General features: G+C 63.1%; 13 protein-coding genes. 6 read left to right on the top strand and 7 right to left on the bottom strand.

Going from position 1 to position 17,511, the window contains the following annotated elements; all coding sequences use genetic code 11:
• Positions 1 to 11: 11 nt before the first annotated feature.
• Complete coding sequence (locus ACP7DW_RS21610; protein ID WP_426056656.1) at positions 12 to 497, bottom strand: dihydrofolate reductase; 486 nt, start codon at positions 495 to 497, stop codon at positions 12 to 14.
• Between the two features lie 5 nt (positions 498 to 502).
• The gene (locus ACP7DW_RS21615; RefSeq protein ID WP_426085171.1) at positions 503 to 1,264 is read right to left on the bottom strand and encodes an alpha/beta fold hydrolase; all 762 of its coding nucleotides are present in this window, start codon (positions 1,262 to 1,264) and stop codon (positions 503 to 505) included.
• A 221-nt stretch (positions 1,265 to 1,485) separates the two neighbouring features.
• Between ACP7DW_RS21615 and ACP7DW_RS21620 the strand changes: the two genes are divergently transcribed.
• From ACP7DW_RS21620 to ACP7DW_RS21635, 4 genes are all read left to right on the top strand, one after another.
• The gene (locus ACP7DW_RS21620; protein WP_071076851.1) at positions 1,486 to 2,061 is read left to right on the top strand and encodes a TerD family protein; all 576 of its coding nucleotides are present in this window, start codon (positions 1,486 to 1,488) and stop codon (positions 2,059 to 2,061) included.
• A gap of 76 nt (positions 2,062 to 2,137) precedes the next feature.
• Complete coding sequence (locus tag ACP7DW_RS21625) at positions 2,138 to 3,388, top strand: TerD family protein (protein ID WP_426056652.1); 1,251 nt, start codon at positions 2,138 to 2,140, stop codon at positions 3,386 to 3,388.
• A gap of 9 nt (positions 3,389 to 3,397) precedes the next feature.
• Positions 3,398 to 4,732: a VWA domain-containing protein gene (locus ACP7DW_RS21630; RefSeq protein ID WP_426056650.1), complete on the top strand. Its 1,335-nt coding sequence runs from the start codon at positions 3,398 to 3,400 to the stop codon at positions 4,730 to 4,732.
• Positions 4,733 to 4,916: 184 nt separating this feature from the next.
• Positions 4,917 to 7,202, top strand: a complete 2,286-nt coding sequence (locus ACP7DW_RS21635) for a TonB-dependent receptor domain-containing protein (protein ID WP_426056648.1) — start codon at positions 4,917 to 4,919, stop codon at positions 7,200 to 7,202.
• Here the strand turns inward: ACP7DW_RS21635 and ACP7DW_RS21640 are convergent.
• Together ACP7DW_RS21640 and ACP7DW_RS21645 are read right to left on the bottom strand one after the other, a co-directional pair.
• Positions 7,199 to 8,242, bottom strand: a complete 1,044-nt coding sequence (locus ACP7DW_RS21640) for an SMI1/KNR4 family protein (RefSeq protein ID WP_426056646.1) — start codon at positions 8,240 to 8,242, stop codon at positions 7,199 to 7,201. The two genes, ACP7DW_RS21635 and ACP7DW_RS21640, sit on opposite strands and share 4 nt — an antisense overlap.
• Positions 8,242 to 9,216: a thymidylate synthase gene (locus ACP7DW_RS21645; RefSeq protein ID WP_426056644.1), complete on the bottom strand. Its 975-nt coding sequence runs from the start codon at positions 9,214 to 9,216 to the stop codon at positions 8,242 to 8,244. The genes ACP7DW_RS21640 and ACP7DW_RS21645 overlap by 1 nt, the downstream gene beginning before the upstream one ends.
• Before the next feature lie 157 nt (positions 9,217 to 9,373).
• Here ACP7DW_RS21645 and ACP7DW_RS21650 point away from each other — a divergent pair, with 157 nt between their 5' ends.
• On the top strand, positions 9,374 to 12,166 hold the full coding sequence (locus tag ACP7DW_RS21650; protein ID WP_426056642.1) for a bifunctional diguanylate cyclase/phosphodiesterase: 2,793 nt from the start codon (positions 9,374 to 9,376) through the stop codon (positions 12,164 to 12,166).
• 157 nt (positions 12,167 to 12,323) lie between these two features.
• Positions 12,324 to 13,766, top strand: coding sequence for an OmpP1/FadL family transporter (locus tag ACP7DW_RS21655; RefSeq protein ID WP_426056640.1), 1,443 nt, complete (start codon positions 12,324 to 12,326; stop codon positions 13,764 to 13,766).
• An 82-nt stretch (positions 13,767 to 13,848) separates the two neighbouring features.
• Here ACP7DW_RS21655 and ACP7DW_RS21660 read toward each other — a convergent pair whose 3' ends face one another.
• Genes ACP7DW_RS21660 through ACP7DW_RS21670 form a run of 3 tightly spaced genes read right to left on the bottom strand, consistent with a single transcriptional unit; the run spans position 13,849 to position 17,489 of the window.
• Positions 13,849 to 14,940 (bottom strand): threonine aldolase family protein, encoded by a 1,092-nt coding sequence (locus tag ACP7DW_RS21660; protein WP_426056638.1) that lies wholly within the window; start codon positions 14,938 to 14,940, stop codon positions 13,849 to 13,851.
• A 9-nt stretch (positions 14,941 to 14,949) separates the two neighbouring features.
• A complete protein-coding gene (leuE, locus tag ACP7DW_RS21665) occupies positions 14,950 to 15,624 on the bottom strand; it encodes a leucine efflux protein LeuE (protein ID WP_426056636.1) in 675 nt (224 codons plus the stop codon).
• Between the two features lie 2 nt (positions 15,625 to 15,626).
• Positions 15,627 to 17,489 carry an ABC transporter transmembrane domain-containing protein gene (locus tag ACP7DW_RS21670; protein ID WP_426056634.1) on the bottom strand — a complete coding sequence of 621 codons (1,863 nt, stop codon included), beginning with the start codon at positions 17,487 to 17,489 and terminating at the stop codon, positions 15,627 to 15,629.
• Between the last annotated feature and the right edge of the window lie 22 nt (positions 17,490 to 17,511).

Here is a 17,511-nt window from a genome sequence, read left to right on the forward strand (position 1 = left end):
ATATCACCTTATCAGGCTTTGCGTTCCAGCGTGACAAAGGCGTACGGCAGGCCGGATTTCTCCGAGACCTGCGCCTCGCGCGCGGTTTCTTGCCATACGGCATGGTCCACGGCGGGGAAAAAGGCGTCGCAGTCAAACGTCCGGCCGATTTCCGTGATGATCAAACGCTGCGCCAGGGCCAGTGACTGCCGGTAGATGTCGGCGCCGCCGATGACATAGCCTTCGGCGCCATCGAGCAGGGCGATGGCCGCTTCCAGCGACGAGACCGCTTCCACGCCCTCGTGGCGCCAGTCCGGATTGCGCGTGATGACGATGTTGCGGCGGTTCGGCAGCGGACGGCCGATGGAATCGAAGGTCTTGCGGCCCATGAGGATGGGGTGGCCCGTCGTCAGGCGCTTGAAATGCGCGAGGTCTTCCGGCAATTTCCACGGCAGGGTGTTGTCGATGCCGATGCCACCTTGCTGGTCGGTGGCGACGATGATGGTCAAATGGCTCATGGATTCTATGAAGTAAGTGGGCGCGGTGCGCTATGCCCGTCATTATCGTTGAAATTGCCGGACGCCTCCAGATGCGCACGCATGGCGTCGGCCAGCGCGCCCGGCGCTTCCAGCGGAATCATGTGGCCGGTGTTGTCTTTGAGTAAGTGCAAGGTCGCCTGCGGCAGGCGGGCGGCCATGGCGCGCAGGTCGTCCGGATCGACGAGCTTGTCGTCTTCGGCTCCCACGATCAGCACGGGACAATCGAGTTCCGGCAAGCGCGCCATCAGGTCGGGGCGGTCTATCGTGGTGAGAAATTGCGCCAGCAGCACGTCCTTGCCCAGGTCCAGTCCCATCTGCTGGATCAGGCCCGTGATGGCGGCATCGTCCAGATGCGAGGGATGCAGCAGTTCGCGCAGGCGCTGGCGTGTGATGCCCGCATAGGCATTGCGCTCAAGCATGGCGACGATGCGCTGGCGCGCGCTAATTTCCGCCGGCAGCAAACCTTGGGCCGAATTGGCGATCAAAGTCAAAGACTGCACGCGCCGCGGGTGCGCCAGTGCATGTTCGAGCGCCAGGTAGGCGCCCAGTGAAAAGCCCACCAGGTGGGATTGCGGAGCGCTGTTGCTGGCGATCATCTGCTGCATCTGCGCGCGCGTGCGCGCCTGATGCAGGGGCACGTGCTGCAAGTGAAAGGCGTCGCCCAGGGCAGGGGCCAGGCGCGACCACAGGCGCTCGTCGCACAAGGTGCCGGGGATGCAGTCGAGTCGTATCGTTGTATTGTTCAAGGACAAGCCTGGTACAGGATGGTGAAAATTTTTGTCGAGCGGCATTATCCGTCATTTTGCGCATCCGGATCGCAGCACGGTATTTTCCGTATGGCATTATTTTCAATAGTGCGCGGCTGGCAAGCAGGAACTTTATGGTAGGCTCATGACTCATCAAGCCGGCATGCCGGCGACGTGACCTGAAACACCGAATGCAACCCCCACATTAAAGAGGAAACACCATGGCGATCAGTTTGCAAAAAGGCGGCAATGTCAACCTGAGCAAGGAAGCTCCCGGCTTGACGAAAATCGTGATTGGCCTGGGCTGGGACCCGCGCGCCACTGATGGCGCCGCTTTCGACCTGGACGGCAGCGCCTTCCTGCTGAAAACGGATGGCAAGGCCCGTTCCGATGCCGATTTTATTTTTTACAACAACCTGAAGTCGGTTGACGGCTCCATCGTCCATGCGGGCGACAACACCACCGGTGGCGGCGATGGCGACGACGAGAAAATCTCCGTCGACCTGGCCAACGTGCCGGCCGACATCGACAAGATCGCCGTGGCCGTCACCATCCACGACGCGGAAGCCCGCAAGCAAAACTTCGGCATGGTCGGCAAGGCCTATATCCGTTGCCTGAATGGCGACAACGGCGCGGAAATCGCCCGCTATGACCTGTCGGAAGACGGCTCGACGGAAGCGGCCATGATCTTCGGCGAAATCTACCGCGCCGGCAGCGAATGGAAATTCAAGGCGATTGGTCAAGGCTTCAAAGGCGGCCTGGGCCCACTGGCACGCTCGTTCGGCATTAATGCATAAAAAGCAGTTGTTTGCGTAAATGTACCGGGTGGCGCCGCTGCCCGGTTCTGTCTTTCTTCTCTCTCTCCCTGACTCCATGGAAAACCTGATCAAGGGGCAGCGTCTGGCGCTGTCCGGCCTCGTCACGGGCAATGTCGTGCAACTGGGGCTCGCCAGCGCGGGCGTGGCGCTCGATTTTGCCTGTTTCGGCCTCGATGCCGCCGGTAAATTGTCCGACGACCGCTACATGACCTTCTTCAATCAGCCGCGCACGCCGTGCGGCGGCGTGGAAACCTCGGCGCCGTCCGGCGATGCGGCCGGTTTCAGTTACCAGCTTGAACGCTTGCCCGCCTCCATCGAACGCCTGGTTGTCACGGCCGCCATCGATGGCGCGGCCAGCATGGCGCAGCTGGCCAGCGGCCACCTGCGGCTGCTCGACGGCGGGCGCGAACTGGCCCGTTACGCGTATGCGGGTGCCGATTTTGCGCAAGAAAAAGCCGTCATGCTGGGCGAGTTTTACCGCAAGGACGGCGGCTGGCGCTTCATGGCCGTGGGCCAGGGTTTTAACGGCGGCCTGGATGCGCTGGTCGCCCATTTCGGCGGTGTAGTGGCGCAAGCAGCTCGCGAACCTGCGGCGCCGAAGATTTCCCTGTCGAAAATTTCGCTGACCAAGGCGGGCCAGACGCACAAGGTCTCGCTGGAAAAGGGTGCCGGCGCACCGGCCAGGCTGACCGTCAAGGCCACCTGGGTCGATAACGGCGATGGCGACGACGATAACGACGATCTCGACCTGCGCGTGGGCATCCTCTTGCCGAACGGCCAGATGCGCTTCATCCAGGCGCCGGACACGGCGGGCAGCTTTGACGTCATGCCGTATGTGCGCCACCTCGGCGACGTGGCCGGTGCGGCGGGCAAGGAGCCGGCCACGGAAACGGTCGAAGTCAACCCTGCGCTGGCGCAACATTACGGCGGCACGGTGGGCCTCGTCTTCAGCGTGTATTCGGCGGTGGCCAACGGCGCCGTGTCGGTGGCCTCCATGCGGCCGAAGATGGTCATGCAATACGGCCAGCAGATCGTCGAGTGCGACTTCGATTTTCGCCTGTCGAAGGCAGCCGGGGACGACACGGTCTACACCTATGTGATCGGCATGGCGCGCATCACGCCCGACAGCATCATCCTGGAGCCGTCCGGCAAGACCTCGGAGCCCGGCAGCGAAGCGACGCCGTGGCTGAGCTGGCAGGGCGAGAACCTGCAACTGGCCTTCAACGGTCCCGTCGTCTTCAAGGGCGAGGACAAGGAAGATGAAGATGATTGCAATGCGGACAATCCGCGCCGCTACATTCCATAGGAGATACAGATGGAAACCTTGGCCAAGGGTCAGCGCTTGCCGCTGGCCAATCTCGTTCCCGATGGCGTGCTGCAGATCGGCGTCGCCGCACAGGGCCTGGCGCTCGACGTGGCCTGTTTTGGCCTCGATGCGGCCGGCAAGCTGTCCGACGAGCGCTACATGACCTTTTTCAACCAGCCGCGCACGCCGTGCGGCGGCGTGGAAGCGCGCGCGGGCAGTGGCGGCGACATGGCTGAATTTGCCTTGCAGTTGGCGCGCTTGCCGGCCGGCATAGACCGGCTCGTCGTGACGGCCTCCATCGATGGCGGCGGCGTGATGTCGCAACTGCAAGCTGGCCATGTGCGCCTGCAGGCGGGTGGGCGCGAACTGGCCCGCTTCGCCTTTGCCGGTAGTGATTTCCCACAGGAAAAAGCCGTCATGCTGGCGGAAATCTACCGCAAGGATGGCGGCTGGCGCTGCATGGCCGTGGGCCAGGGTTTCAATGGCGGCCTCGATGCGCTGGTGCAGCATTTCGGCGGCGAAGTCGACCAGGCCGCTTCTGCCGCCTCTGCCGCGGCTTCGGCCGTCCTGCAGGCGAAGATCAACCTGGAAAAGCGGGTCGAACGCGAGGCGCCGCAACTGGTGAGCCTGGTCAAGCAGGCGGGCGTGTCGCTGCAAAAAGTGGGCCTATCCGAGCACCGGGCCAAGGTGTGTTTATGCCTGGATATTTCCGGTTCCATGGGACGGCTATATAAAGAAGGGCTGGTGCAGCGCTTTGCCGAGCGCATCCTGGCCCTGGGCTGCAAGTTCGACGACGATGGCGAGATCGATGTTTTCCTGTTCGGCAAGAACGTCCACCATCCGGCGCCCATGGCCTTGAGTAACTGCAATAGCTACGTGGGGCAGGCCATACAGCGCCATCCGCTGGAAGGCGACACGCGCTATGGCGCCGCCATGCAGGCCATCCGCGCGTTCTATTTCCCCGACGCGGCCGGCGGCGAGCGCACGCGGCCCGTCGCGGCCGAGTTGCCCGTGTACGTGATGTTCGTCACCGATGGCGGCACCAGCGACCAGGCGACAACGGAGAAGCAATTGCGCTGGGCCAGCAATGAACCGATCTTCTGGCAATTCATGGGCATCGGCAAGGGGCGCAAGTCGAAAAGCAAGTTTCTTGCCGCCTTTGCCGATTCCGACTTCCCCTTCCTGGAAAAACTCGACGAACTGCAGGGACGCCTGGTCGATAACGCCAATTACTTTTCCGTCAGCTCGCCCGACGAGCACAGCGATGCGGAGCTGTACGACTTATTGATGACGGAATATCCGGGCTGGCTGACACTGGCGCGCGGCAAGGGCTTGCTGAGCTAGGGTAAAGGCAGAGCAAAGTTCATCGGATGAGGCTATACGGCCACAAGTGGAAGAGATTTGTAAATTGAAGTAAATAACAATGGTTCGCATTTGCTTTGCTCAATGCGGTCGTGGCATGCTTGGCATGTGCTCTCACGCTGCGGCGTAGTGCCTCATCCGTAGCGTCTCGATTATTGTTAGCCATATGCATAAACTTCTTTTCCATTGCCTGGCGGGCGGCAGCCTGCTCGTTTCCGGCGCCGCTGTCCAGGCGCAAACTGGTACCGGCGATACCGTCGTCAAGCCCGCACCAGCAACCGTACCGGCCAAGGCGCCAGCCGTTGACGCGCCCGCGACCGTCAGCGTGACGGCCGAACGTCCCACGGGCCGCATCGACCGGCAAGTCTACGACGTCAAGTCCGATGTGGGCAGCAGCAACGGCACGGCGGCCGACGCGCTCAACAATGTGCCATCCGTGGCCGTCGACCCCGACGGTTCCGTGTCCTTGCGCGGCAGCAGCAATGTGCAGATATTGATCGATGGCAAGCCGTCGGCCATGCTGCAGGGCGATGCGCGCGGCGCCACCCTGAACGCCATGGCGGCCGACGATATCGAATCGGTGGAAGTGATCAACAATCCCGGCGCCCAGTTCGGTAACGAAGCCGGTGGCGGCCCGATTTTGAACCTGGTGATGCGGCGCAACCGCAAGCCGGGCGGCTTTGCCACCGTCAACGCGAATGCGGGCATCGCCGGGCGCTACAATAGCGCCGTCTCCGGCAGCTACAATGAAGGGCCGTGGGGCTACCAGGGCGGCATCAATGTGCGCCATGACGGCCGCAATTCCGTGGGCGAGGTCAGCCGCGAGCGCCTGGAGCGTGGCACGGGCGCGTTCGCCCCCAGCAGCCAAAGCTCCGCCAGCAATGGCTTGAACGACTCGCTGGGCTTGCACGGCACCGTCAACTACAACCTGAACGCGAACGACACCCTGGCCGCCAGCGTGTCATATAACGGGCGCAGCAATGACCAGCGTTCGCTCGACCGCTACATCAATGGCGACAGCACGGGCAGCACCATAGCCGACTATGTGCGCAGCACCGTGCGCAACGGCGACAGCCGTAACTACAGCTGGGGCGGGCGCTACGACCACAAGGGAGCGTTGCCGGGCGAAACCCTGAAGATCGACCTGCGCGTGTCTTCCTCGACCAATGAGAGCGACAGCGATTACGCGAATACTTATGCGGTCGCGCCCGTCAATGCCTTCGACAGCCGCGCGCGCCAGCACAGCGAGACGGGCAACCGCATCGTCGACTTCAGCGGCGACTACGAGCGTCCGCTGGCGGGCGGCACAGCCAAACTGGGCTACAAGGTGGCCGACAACCAGAGCAGTTTCGACACCTTATATGCGGACATCAACCCGGCCAGCCTGGCGGCAACCGTCAACCCCATGCGCAGCAACCGTTTCGAGCTCGACGAGCGCACCATCGCGCTGTACGGCTCCTACCAGATGCGCCTGAGCGAGCGCTGGGGCGCGCTGGCCGGCTTGCGTGCCGAGTACACGGACTTGAACGTGCGCCAGATCACCAGCGGCGTCGAGGCCGGCAACAATTACGTCAATTACATCCCCAGCCTGTTCGCCACGTATAAGGTCAGCGACGAGAGCAATCTGCGCTTCAGCTATGCGCACCGCCTGCGCCGTCCGAGCGCGGGCGACCTGAACCCGTACGTGGTGTACCGCGACGAGTTCAATGTGTCGGCCGGCAACCCGAAGCTGAAACCCACGCAGACCGATTCGTTCGAGATCGGCTATGAAACGAAGATCGCCGGCCTGGAAAGCAGCTTGCGCGCCTACCACCGCCGCGACACGGACGCCATCGTCGATTACCGCTACTTTATCAGCGACAATGTGCTGCTGACCACGCGCGAAAACGGCGCAGGCAGCCATGCGAGCGGCCTGGAGTTCAGCGTCAGCGGCAAGCTGACCCCATCCTTGACCCTGAATACGAGCGGCAACCTGGCGCGCAGCCAGCAGACGAGTTCGGACGACCTGGGCAACCGCAGCACGCGCACGGCGAATGCCCTGAGCGGCCGCGCGCGCCTGAACTACCAGTTCGATGCGGCGAACCAGCTGCAGCTGGCCCTGCAAATGCAAGGCAAGATGCTGTCGGGGCAGGGCTACCGCTCGCCGAACAATACCTTGAATATGAGCTGGCGCCACACGCTGACGCCGCAGCTGAGCCTGGTCATGAACGTGACCGATGTGTTCAGCAGCAACAAGATGGAAACCGTCATCAACAGTGCTTCGCTGCGCGAGACGAGCACGCGCCGGTTTGATGGACGCATGATTTATGTGGGGCTGTCGTATCGCCTCGGCGGCGCCACCTCGGCGGCGAAAGAAGGCGAACGCGAACCGCGCTTCGGGCCGCCGGGCGGACGGGGGCCGGGCGGCCCTGGCGGTCCCGGCCCGGGCGCAGCGGGAGGCGAAGCAGGCTAGGCGGCCAGCGCGATCTCGTGCAGGAAGTCGATGAAATCGTCCGTATGGCGCTCGAAGCGCCATTCTCCCGCGCCATGTTGGGCGCGGTACACGGGCAAGTCGCCGTCGATGCTTCTTTCTTCCAGGTGCACGCAGTATGGGTCGCCGCCCGCATCGGCAATCACCACCAGCTTCGACTGCCAGCGCGCGATGGTGTGATGCTGCACGGCATCGACGGCGTAGCCGTGCTGGGCCTTCACCAGCTCGGCCGCGCCGTACAGGTGCAGGCCCTGGGGAAAGCGCTTGCCGTCGACATGCACGCGCAGCGGCGAATACCATGCCAGGAAGCGTCGGTAGATCTCTGGCAAGACCCAGTGCGCGTCGATCTCGGCCATGTCCGCGGCGCTGGCGACCGTCAGCCAGTTCGACGGTTGCGCCAGGTCCTGTTCGCGCTGGCGCCGCAGCGCCAGTTTGCGCTCGAGGAAGGTGGCTGCCACTTCCAGGCGCGACAGCGGCCGGGTCAGCGTCTCATGCGTGGCGGGCGCCTTGTAGCCGGCACCATCCGGGTAGCCGTCCGCTTGCCAGGCCAGCACGGCGCAAAGTCGCAGCTGCTCTGCCTTCCAGTGGCCGGGATCGGGTGGCAAGCCCTGGTCAAACGGCTGGCGGCTGAACATGGCCAGGCTCTTGATCGCCTTGGCGCGCACGTCCAGGCTGGTGGCGCCGGACGCCGCCAGCGCCACCAGCGGCGCATACGCCTCCACGCCTATGCTTTTCAGCAAGCCATCGACGCCCCAGTACGCCAGTGCCGGCTGCTCCAGTGCCCAGGCGAAAAAGGCCGCATGTTGACTGCCTTCCACCAGGTGCACGATATCCGTCATCAAAAAGCTGCGCCAGTGCAGCAGTTGCCCATCGCGCGCATACGCCGTCAAAATGTCGAGCACGGCCAGCCGGTCGTCGGGCGCATGCTTTTTCAGCAGCCGCTCTTTCAGCCTGGCAAACTTGCTGCCGTCCGTTTCGTCAAACAGCTTGCGGTGCAGGGCCGCCAGCGGTGCGACCGCCATCAGACGGCCATCGCCGCCTTGATGGGCGCATGGTGCTCATAGCCTTCCAGCGAGAAATCCGACGGTTCGATCTTTTCCAGCCATTCCGGCTCGTACTTGCCCGTTTTCGCATAGTCGGGCACGCGCTCGGAAATGACGAAACGCGGCGCCGGGAACGGTGTGCGCTTCAATTGTTCTTCCACCATCTCGAGGTGGTTTTCATAGATGTGCGCGTCGCCGATGAAGTAGGTGAACCAGCGCGGCGTGTAACCGGTCAGGCGCGCCACCAGGTGCAGCAAGGCCGCGCCTTCGGCGATGTTGAACGGCGTGCCCAGGCCGATATCGTTGCTGCGCACATACAAACACAGCGAGATTTCGCGCGTGCTGGCGTTCGGGATGAACTGGTACAGCAAATGGCAGGCGGGCAGGGCGACGGCGTCCAGCACGGCCGGGTTCCAGCCGTGGAACAGGATGCGCCGGCTGCCCGGGTTTGTCATGATGGTATCGAGGCACTCGCGCAACTGGTCGACGGCCTTGTACAGCAATACTTTTTGCACGCCGTCTTCGACGATGGGGGCGACCAAGGTAAAGCCGTTCGCTTGTGCGTCGGCAATTTGCGCGGGCTGGTCGGCGTCCAGCAATTTGTACGCGGGCCATTGTCGCCATTGCACGCCATACACGGGGCCGAGGTCATCCTCGCCTTCGCGGTAGGGGTTGGCCAGCCATTGCGCGTTTTCGTTGGCGTTCTGGTCCCACACCTTGCAGCCCAGCGCGCGGAATTCGGCCGCGTTGCGCGAAGCGCGCAGGAAGGCGCATAATTCGCCGATCACGGATTTGAAAGCCAGCTTCTTGGTCGTCACGGCAGGGAAATTGCCGTTGGCCAAGTCGAAACGCATCATGGCGCCCGGCACGCTCAGGGTGCGGATGCCCGTGCGGTTGTCTTGCCAGCTGCCCGTTTCGAGCACGGTCTTGATCAAATCTTGATATTGCTGCATGTATTTCTCCAACGGTAAGGATGGTGATTGTAACGCAGGCACGACAGACGGGCCGCGGCCCGCACACATAATTACGTCGCCGGCTCACCTGCAAACATGACTCTGTGGTAACTTGTGTGTCCTTAAAGAAATATATAGAAATGGCAGATGCTGCACCATGTTCTTGCGACAATTTGTAAATAATAATAACGCTGCCGTGGTGGAAATGAGCAGGGCCGATTTTCTCAAGGCTAACCTGCGCCTGATCCTGGCCTGGCCCTTGCTTGGGTTGGTCCTGTGCGCGGTACTGTGGACGGCCACTTTGCTGCAGCTGGAGGCGGAAAAGAAGGTGGCGCAGCAGCAGGCGCTCGACAGCGTGTCTTCCTTGTCGAAAGCGTATGGCCAGTATCTGCTGCGCACGCTGGAACAGATGGACCAGCTGACCTTGCAGCTCAAGTATGAGTGGGAAAACTCGCGCGGCCAGTTGCGCCTCGATCAATTGAAGATGCAGGGCATGTATGCCTTGCCGCAATTTGCCATCGTCGCCATCCTCGACCGCAAGGGCCACCCGGTGACGGCCACGGCGCCGCTGCAGCGCCTGCGGGTCAACGAGCGCAGCGATTTCCTGCTGCGCCACTGGCGCAGCAATTCCAGCGCGCTGCGCATCGCGCTGGGGCGGGCCAATGCGGCCAGCGAGGCCACGCTGCCCGGCGCCGACGAGAGCCTCGTGCATTTCACGCGCCGGCTGGAAGACGAAGATGGCAATTTTGACGGCGTGCTGCTGATCTCCATCCATTCCAGCTATTTTTCCGAATTTTACAACAGCGTCAGTTTCGGCAAGTTCGGCATCTCCGCCATGGTGGGCGAAGAGGGTGAGCTGTTCAGCACGCGCCTCGGCTCGCGCGTGCTGCCGACCCCGAGCGGCGAGGGCACGCCGTTTCTCGACACCAGTTTCCTGGAAACGGACAGCGGCGCCATGCATTCGGGCGGCAGGATCGCTTTTTCCGACAAGCAAAGCCGCTATGTCGGCTGGCAGGCGCTGAAAGCCTATCCGTTTACGGCTGTGGTTGGCCTGTCGGACGGCGAAATGCTGCACCCGTACGAAGAAACGCGCACCATTTACATCGGCATCGCGCTGGCCGTCACCGCGCTGCTTCTGGCCTTTGCCGCCGTCGCCACCGTGCTGTCGCTGCGCCTGGCGTGGCGCCATCACCAGTCCGAAGGCGTGCGCAACGCTTACCGCATGGCCACCGAAGGCACGAGCGACGGCTTTTACATCATTTCCGCCCTGCGCGGCACGGATGGCAGCATCCTCGACTTCGAGATCGTCGACTGCAACGAGCCGGGCGCCGGCTACTTCGGCGTGCGCCGCGAACAATTGCTGGGCATGCGCCTGCAGTCGCGCGCCCACGAACCGTATTTCCGCGACCTGATCCATAACTACCGGGCCGCCATGCAGTCCGGCTTTTCCGAGGAAGAGATCGAGTTGCCGGATGGAAACCCTTTCAAGCTGCGCTGGATACGCCGGCGCCTGGTGCGCAGCGGCGACCGCCTGGCCGTCACCCTGCAAGACATCAGCACGGCCAAGGAGCATGAACGCGACTTGCGCCGGCTGGCCAACGAGGACGGCTTGACGGGCTTGCCCAACCGCTACTGGCTGCAGCAATTCCTGCCTGGCGCCCTGGGCCGCGCCGCCATCGCGCGGCAGATGCTGGCGCTGCTGTTCATCGACCTCGATGGTTTCAAGGATATCAACGACACGCAGGGCCACGCCGAGGGCGACAAAGTGCTGCGCGCCGCCTCCTTGCGCCTGAAGGGCGTGCTGCGGCCGGGCGACCACGTGGTGCGTCTGGGCGGTGATGAATTCGTCGTCGTGCTCGACCCGGTGGAGGACGACAGCCGTGCCGAACAGGTGGCGCAGCGCATCGCCATCGCCTTCGACGAGCCGTTCTATCTGGGCAGCGAACGCCACAAGATGGGTGCCTCGATCGGCATCAGTCTGTATCCGCGCGATGGGGTCGAGACGGAAGTGCTGCTGAAGAACGCCGATATCGCCATGTACGCCGTGAAAGTGGCGGGCAAGGGCCATCACCGCTTCTTCCAGCCGGAATTGTTCGAAACCATCCGCAACCGCCGCGAACTGGAGCAAAGCCTGGTGGCGGCGCTGGAGCAGGACCAGTTTCTCGTCGTCTACCAGCCGCGCGTCGACGCCATGAGCGGCCAACTGTGCAGCATGGAGGCGCTGGTGCGCTGGCACCATCCGCTGCACGGCATGGTGCCGCCGCTGGAATTCATTCCCGTGGCCGAGAGCAGCGGCCTGATTTCGCAGCTGGGCGAAGTCGTCATCGAAAAGGTGTGCCTGCAAATGGCGCGCTGGCAGACCAGCGGGCTGGAGCTGGTGCCCGTCTCCATCAACGTCTCGGCGCGCCAGTTCGGCCGTGGCGACGTGCACCAGGTACTGGCGTCCGCGCTGACGCGCCACCGCATCGATGCGCGGCTGATCGAGGTGGAAATCACCGAATCGGCCATGATGGATGAGCAGAACCGTGCCGTGGAGCAGCTGTCGGCCATCCGCGCGCTGGGCGTGCGCCTGCTGGTCGACGATTTCGGCACCGGCTATTCGTCGCTGTCGCAGCTGCAGAAGTTCGCCATGGATGGCTTGAAGATCGACCGCGCCTTCACCATGGAGCTGGGCCGCTCGGAGCAGGGCGAGGTCTTCGTGCGCGCCATCCTGTCGATGGCGCATGCGCTGGGCATGAGCGTGGTGGCCGAAGGCGTGGAGACGCGCGAGCAGCTCGACATCCTGCGCGCGCTGCAATGCAACGAAGTGCAGGGCTATTTCATTTCGCGCCCCGTGCCGGCCGAACAGATGCTGGCGCTGATGCAGCAGCGCTTTCTGATACCGCTTCCAGCGCCTGCGCCGGCATCGCAAGACGTCATGATGGGCGAGGAAAACAACGCTGTTTCTTAAAAAGAGCGAACGTTCGCTTTTTTTTAAAAAATATTATATGCTTCGCTCATGCCGTCAGTGAGGAAGTTCACGGCGGCAAGAACAGTGCAAGACGGGGCAGCTTGAGCTACCCGAGACAATGTGACGAAGACACTTCATATAATAAAGAGAGACTAACTTGAAACATAAATATCTGCCCCTTCTGATCGCCGTCGCATGCGCCGGCTTCGCTTCCACCGCCCAGGCATCGGGCTACCGTTTTGGCTCGCAAAGCGTGTCCGCCCAAGGCACGGCTGATGCCAGCGGCGCCGAAGCGGCTGACGCGTCGACCATTTTCTACAACCCGGCCGGCCTGTCGCGCCTGGAAGGCACGCAGTTCGTGGGCGGCGGCACCCTCGTCGTGCCGCATTCGACCTACCAGGATACGGGTTCGCAGCAGTTCTGGAAGGGTAATCGCACGCCATTCACGGCCACCAAGGATTACGCGCCGGACGCGGTAGTCGCGCCTGCCTTGTATGCGAGCAAAAAGATCAATGACCAGTGGACTGTGGGTGCAGGCCTGTTCGTGCCGTATGGCGCCAAGCTCGATTACGGCAATGACTGGACCGGCCGTTATGCGATCACCAATATCAAGCTCGAAGCCATCGCCTTGAATCCATCGGTGGCGTTCAAGCTGGATCAGCATCACTCGTTCGGTTTCGGCGTGACGGCCGAATACATGAAGGCGGAACTGGGCCAGGGCGTTGACGTGCCGGGTTCGGTTGCCTTCCTGGGCGAAAAAGCGCCAACCGCATCGCAGGCATTCATCAACAACATTCTCAAGACGCAAGGCGTGAGTGCCGCAATGGCAGCCGGCGCCGCGCTGCAAGGCCAGATCAAGGATGGCCATGCTTCGATGGACGGCCACGATTGGGGCTTTGGCTTCAACCTCGGCTACCTGTACCAGCTGAACGAAGGCACGCGCTTCGGTATTGCTTACCGCTCGTCGATTTCGCACAAGCTCAAGGGCAGCACCATCTGGGACTTCTCTCAAGTGACGAGCAATCCTGCCGTGAACGCCTTCATCGCCAAAGCCTCGAACAAGGTCAATTCCGAGGCGCTGGTCGAACTGCGCACGCCGGAAACCCTGTCGGTCAACGCCTTCCACCAGATGGATGATCGTTGGGCCTTGATGGGCGACGTCACCTGGACCCGCACTTCGCGCCTGGAGAACCTGGATATCCAGTTCCCGCCAACGGCCGAAGGCGCCGAGCGCATTCGCCAGAACTGGAAAGACACTTACCGCGTCTCGCTGGGCACCAACTACAAGTACAGCGAGAGCCTGATGCTGCGCGCCGGTATCGCGCACGACCAGGCACCGGTACGCAGCGCCGAACTGCGCCACCCGGCCTTGCCAGACAGCGATCGCATGCAGTATTCGATCGGCGCGAACTGGAAGCTGAACGCCAATTCCTCGCTCGACCTGGCCTACAGCTACATCGACTTCAAGGATGCTGACGTCAACTACAAGAATCTCTGCTCGCCGGTGATGACTGGCTGCACCGGCAACGGTGAAACCACCAAGGGCCTGTTCAAGACCCGCATGCAGTTGATCGGTCTCGCTTATAACTACAAGTTCTAAGCAGGTAGTGGCGGCCGACCCGGCCGCCATGAAAGGAAAAAAGCGCCTTCGGGCGCTTTTTTTTGGGTGTCACGATCGTCGATTACTCCCTGGCGCGCATGCCCTGATCCAGCAGGCTCAAGGCATGCTGCACGCTATCGTCCGGCAGTTCCAGCAACTGATCCCCCACATACCATTCCACCACGCTGTACCCAGGCAGGGCGGCGTGGCTGGCGCGGCCGAACAGCCAGATGCCGTGTTCTTCGGCCACCTGGTTGCGGATGGCGATGGCCCGCTCGCGCGAGACGGGCAAGTGCAGGTGCAGCATGTTGGCCTGCGGCTGCGCAGGGTTGACGGCGATGCTCGGAAAGTCGCGTAGCAGCGCGTACAGCCACTGCGTGCGTGCGAAATAGCGGGGCATGGCGGCGAGGCGCGCGTCGAACTGCATGGCGGCGGCTACCACGTAGGGCGTGCGGTGCACGATGTTGCCGCCCTGGCGGTGAAACCACGCGCGCGCCCGTTCGACAAAGGGGCGGCTGCCGGCCAGCATGGCGCCACCGAGGCCGCCGATGCCCTTGTACAGCGACACGTAGACGGAGTCAAAACCATCGCAGATGGCGGGCAGGGGCTGGCCAAAACCGGCTTGCGCTTCCCACAGGCGCGCGCCATCCATGTGCAGGTGAATATTGTTGTCGCGGCAGTGCCGCTTGATGTCGTTCAAGTTATCCCACGACGGGCACTGGCCGCCGATTTCGCGCATCGGCAGTTCGAGCTGTACCGCGCCCAGCGCATCGGGCACGGCGCGCAGCTCATCCACCGTCCACGGACGGTGCGGGTCGCCGATCATCAAACCCTTGAAGTGCTCCAGCAACGCATGGTTGCCACGCTCGTGGCGCAGGATGTGCGACGTCGGATGCAGCGCCACCAGCGAGGAACCCCGGTCCTGGCAGGCCAGGCGCAGGGCCGTCACCTGCGTCATGGTGCCCGTGATGCAGAACACGGCCGCTTCGAAACCGAGCAGGCTGGCGACCTTGTTCTCGAACTGTTCGATCAGCGCGCCTTCGCCATACGTGTCATGCACGATGTCGTTGGCCTCGCACCAGGCGGCCATGGCGGCGAAGGTGGCCGCGGGTGTGGGCTGGCGGTGGCCCGGCAGGATGGTATGGCAGCGCTGGCGCAGCTCAAGCTCGTTCACGGTAGTCCCTTACAGGGTGGCCGTGGCCAGTTTCGCGCCGAAGCCGATGAACATGGCGCCCACGCCGCCGCCCATGCCGGCCGACAGGCGGCGACGGCGGCGGAAGGTCTCGGCCAGGCGCGCGCCGACAAAGATGATGGCCGTCAGGTAGCTGAAGCTGATCACCTGGCAGATCAGGCCCAGGCCGATGAAGGACAGCACGGGCTTTGAAAAGGCCGGATCGACGAACTGGATGAAAAACGAGATGAAGAACAGGATCGCCTTCGGATTCATCAGGCTGATGATCAGGGCCTTGCGGAACGGGTCGCTTTCCTTGACGGGGGCAGGGACAGCCGCCGCCTCACCTTCGGCGGCGCTGGGCGCGCGCAGCTTGCGCCAGCAGCCGATCAGCATCTGCAGGCCGATCCAGCCCAGGTAGGCCGCGCCGATGTATTTCACGACATAGAACAGGGCCGGGCTGGCTTTCAGCAGGGAAGCGACGCCGCAGGCCGACAGCACCATCAAAATCAGGTCGCCGGCGAAGATGCCGAAGGCGCCCTGGTAGGCGGGCCGCACGCCGCGCTGGGCGGCCACCGACAGCACGTACATGGAGTTGGGGCCGGGCAGGATAACGATGAAGATGGTCCCCAGTAAAAAGGTCCAGAAATCGGTGATGCCCAGGTTGGCGTGAAAAAGTGCGTTCATGATTATTCTGCTGGATTGAGCTGTACGTGATGGAATTGCAGTGCGGCCAGGTTCGCATAGATGCCCCCGAGCGCAACCAACGACGCATGTGTGCCCGTCTCGACGATCTTGCCGTCTTCCATGACGATGATGCGGTCGGCCCGCTGCACGGTGGCCAGGCGGTGCGCGATGATGACCGTGGTGCGGCCCACCATGGCCGCTTCCAGCGCCTTTTGCACCAGGCGTTCCGATTCCGCGTCCAGCGCGCTGGTCGCTTCGTCGAGCAGCAGCAGCGGCGGGTTTTTCAGCAGGGCGCGGGCGATGGCGATGCGCTGGCGCTGGCCGCCGGACAGGCGCACGCCGCGTTCGCCGAGGAAGGATTTATAGCCGTTCGGCAGGCGTTCGATGAATTCGTGGGCAGCCGCCATTTTTGCGGCCGCGATGACCTCTTCGTCGCTGGCGCCGGCGCGGCCATAGCGGATGTTTTCCATGGCGTCGGCCGAGAAGATCACGGTATCTTGCGGCACGATGCCGATGGCATCGCGCAGGGTGTGCAGGTCGAGCTGCTTGATATCCACGCCATCGAGGCGGATGCTGCCGCTTTGCGGATCATAGAAGCGCAGGAACAGCTGGAACAGCGTGGTCTTGCCGGCGCCCGACGGACCGACGACGGCCACCGTTTCGCCGGCGCGGATATCGAGGCTGACGTGGTCCAGCGCGTGGGTGTCCGGGCGCGATGGATACGAGAACATGACGTCGTCCAGCGACAGCGAAGCGCCGTTCGCCGCGCGCGCGGGCAGCGGCAGTGGCTTGACAGGCGACTCGATTTCCGATTTGACGGCCATCAGTTCCAGCAGGCGCTCGGTGGCGCCGGCGGCGCGCTGCGCTTCGCCCATCACTTCAGACAGCGCGCCGATGGCGCCGGCGACGATGGACGCGTACAGGATGAACTGGCCCAGATCTCCGCCCGTCATCGAGCCTTCCAGCACGGCGCGCGCGCCCAGCCACAGCACGAAGACGATGGTGCCGAAGACCAGCAGGATGGCGATCATGGTCAGCAGGGCACGCGCGCGGATGCGGCGCATGGCCGTCATGAACGCGCCTTCGACGGAGTCGCCAAAACGTTTTGATTCGATTTTTTCGTGCGTAAACGCCTGCACGGTGGGCATGGCGTTGAGGATTTCGCCGGCCATGGCCGAAGCGTCGGCGATGCGGTCTTGCGAATCGCGCGACAGCTTGCGCACGCGGCGGCCAAACACGATGATGGGCACGACGACGAGGATCAGCAAGCCGATGATGATGCCGGCCAGCTTGGCACTGGTGACGAACAGCATCACCAGGCCGCCCAGGAACAGCAGCACATTGCGCAGCGCCATCGAGATGCTGGTGCCAACCACGGCCTGGATCAGCGTTGTGTCGGTGGTGATGCGCGACAGCACTTCGCCCGTCTGCGTGGTTTCAAAGAATGCCGGGCTTTGCGTGACGACGTGGCGGTACACGGCGCTGCGGATGTCGGCCGTGACGCGCTCGCCCAGCCACGACACGGTGTAAAAACGCGCGGCAGTCGCCAGCGCCAGGATGGACGCCACGCCGAACAGGGCGAGGAAGACCAGGTCGACATGCTGAATGCTGCTGGAACCGGCCGCGCCGCCGAAGCCCAGGTCGATCATCTGCTTGAACGCGGCGGGAATGGCCAGGGTGGAGGCGGCAGCCACCACCAGCGCGATCCCGGCCAGGAAGAACTGCTTGCGGTACGGCGTCAAAAAGGGCATCAAGCCCTTGAAGGCGGCCAGGCTGCCTTTCTTCAGTTCGCGGCTGGTGCCGGTGTCGGGGGACGGTGTGGTTGCGGTGGTGCTCGTGCTGCTTGTTTCTGTGCTGGTTGTCATTGTTTTTCGCTTAGGATTTACT

The organism is Janthinobacterium sp. PSRC1-1 (assembly GCF_049897525.1).
GTDB classification, from domain to species: domain Bacteria; phylum Pseudomonadota; class Gammaproteobacteria; order Burkholderiales; family Burkholderiaceae_D; genus Janthinobacterium; species Janthinobacterium tructae.

What these genes read in the sequence shown, in the direction of transcription:
- ACP7DW_RS21625 (WP_426056652.1), top strand. Translation starts at nt 2,138, where the DNA reads ATGGAAAACCTGATCAAGGGGCAGCGTCTGGCGCTGTCCGGCCTCGTC.
- ACP7DW_RS21610 (WP_426056656.1), bottom strand. Translation starts at nt 497, where the DNA reads ATGAGCCATTTGACCATCATCGTCGCCACCGACCAGCAAGGTGGCATC.
- ACP7DW_RS21650 (WP_426056642.1), top strand. Translation starts at nt 9,374, where the DNA reads ATGTTCTTGCGACAATTTGTAAATAATAATAACGCTGCCGTGGTGGAA.
- ACP7DW_RS21635 (WP_426056648.1), top strand. Translation starts at nt 4,917, where the DNA reads ATGCATAAACTTCTTTTCCATTGCCTGGCGGGCGGCAGCCTGCTCGTT.
- ACP7DW_RS21670 (WP_426056634.1), bottom strand. Translation starts at nt 17,489, where the DNA reads ATGACAACCAGCACAGAAACAAGCAGCACGAGCACCACCGCAACCACA.
- ACP7DW_RS21645 (WP_426056644.1), bottom strand. Translation starts at nt 9,216, where the DNA reads ATGCAGCAATATCAAGATTTGATCAAGACCGTGCTCGAAACGGGCAGC.
- ACP7DW_RS21620 (WP_071076851.1), top strand. Translation starts at nt 1,486, where the DNA reads ATGGCGATCAGTTTGCAAAAAGGCGGCAATGTCAACCTGAGCAAGGAA.
- ACP7DW_RS21640 (WP_426056646.1), bottom strand. Translation starts at nt 8,242, where the DNA reads ATGGCGGTCGCACCGCTGGCGGCCCTGCACCGCAAGCTGTTTGACGAA.
- ACP7DW_RS21630 (WP_426056650.1), top strand. Translation starts at nt 3,398, where the DNA reads ATGGAAACCTTGGCCAAGGGTCAGCGCTTGCCGCTGGCCAATCTCGTT.
- leuE (WP_426056636.1), bottom strand. Translation starts at nt 15,624, where the DNA reads ATGAACGCACTTTTTCACGCCAACCTGGGCATCACCGATTTCTGGACC.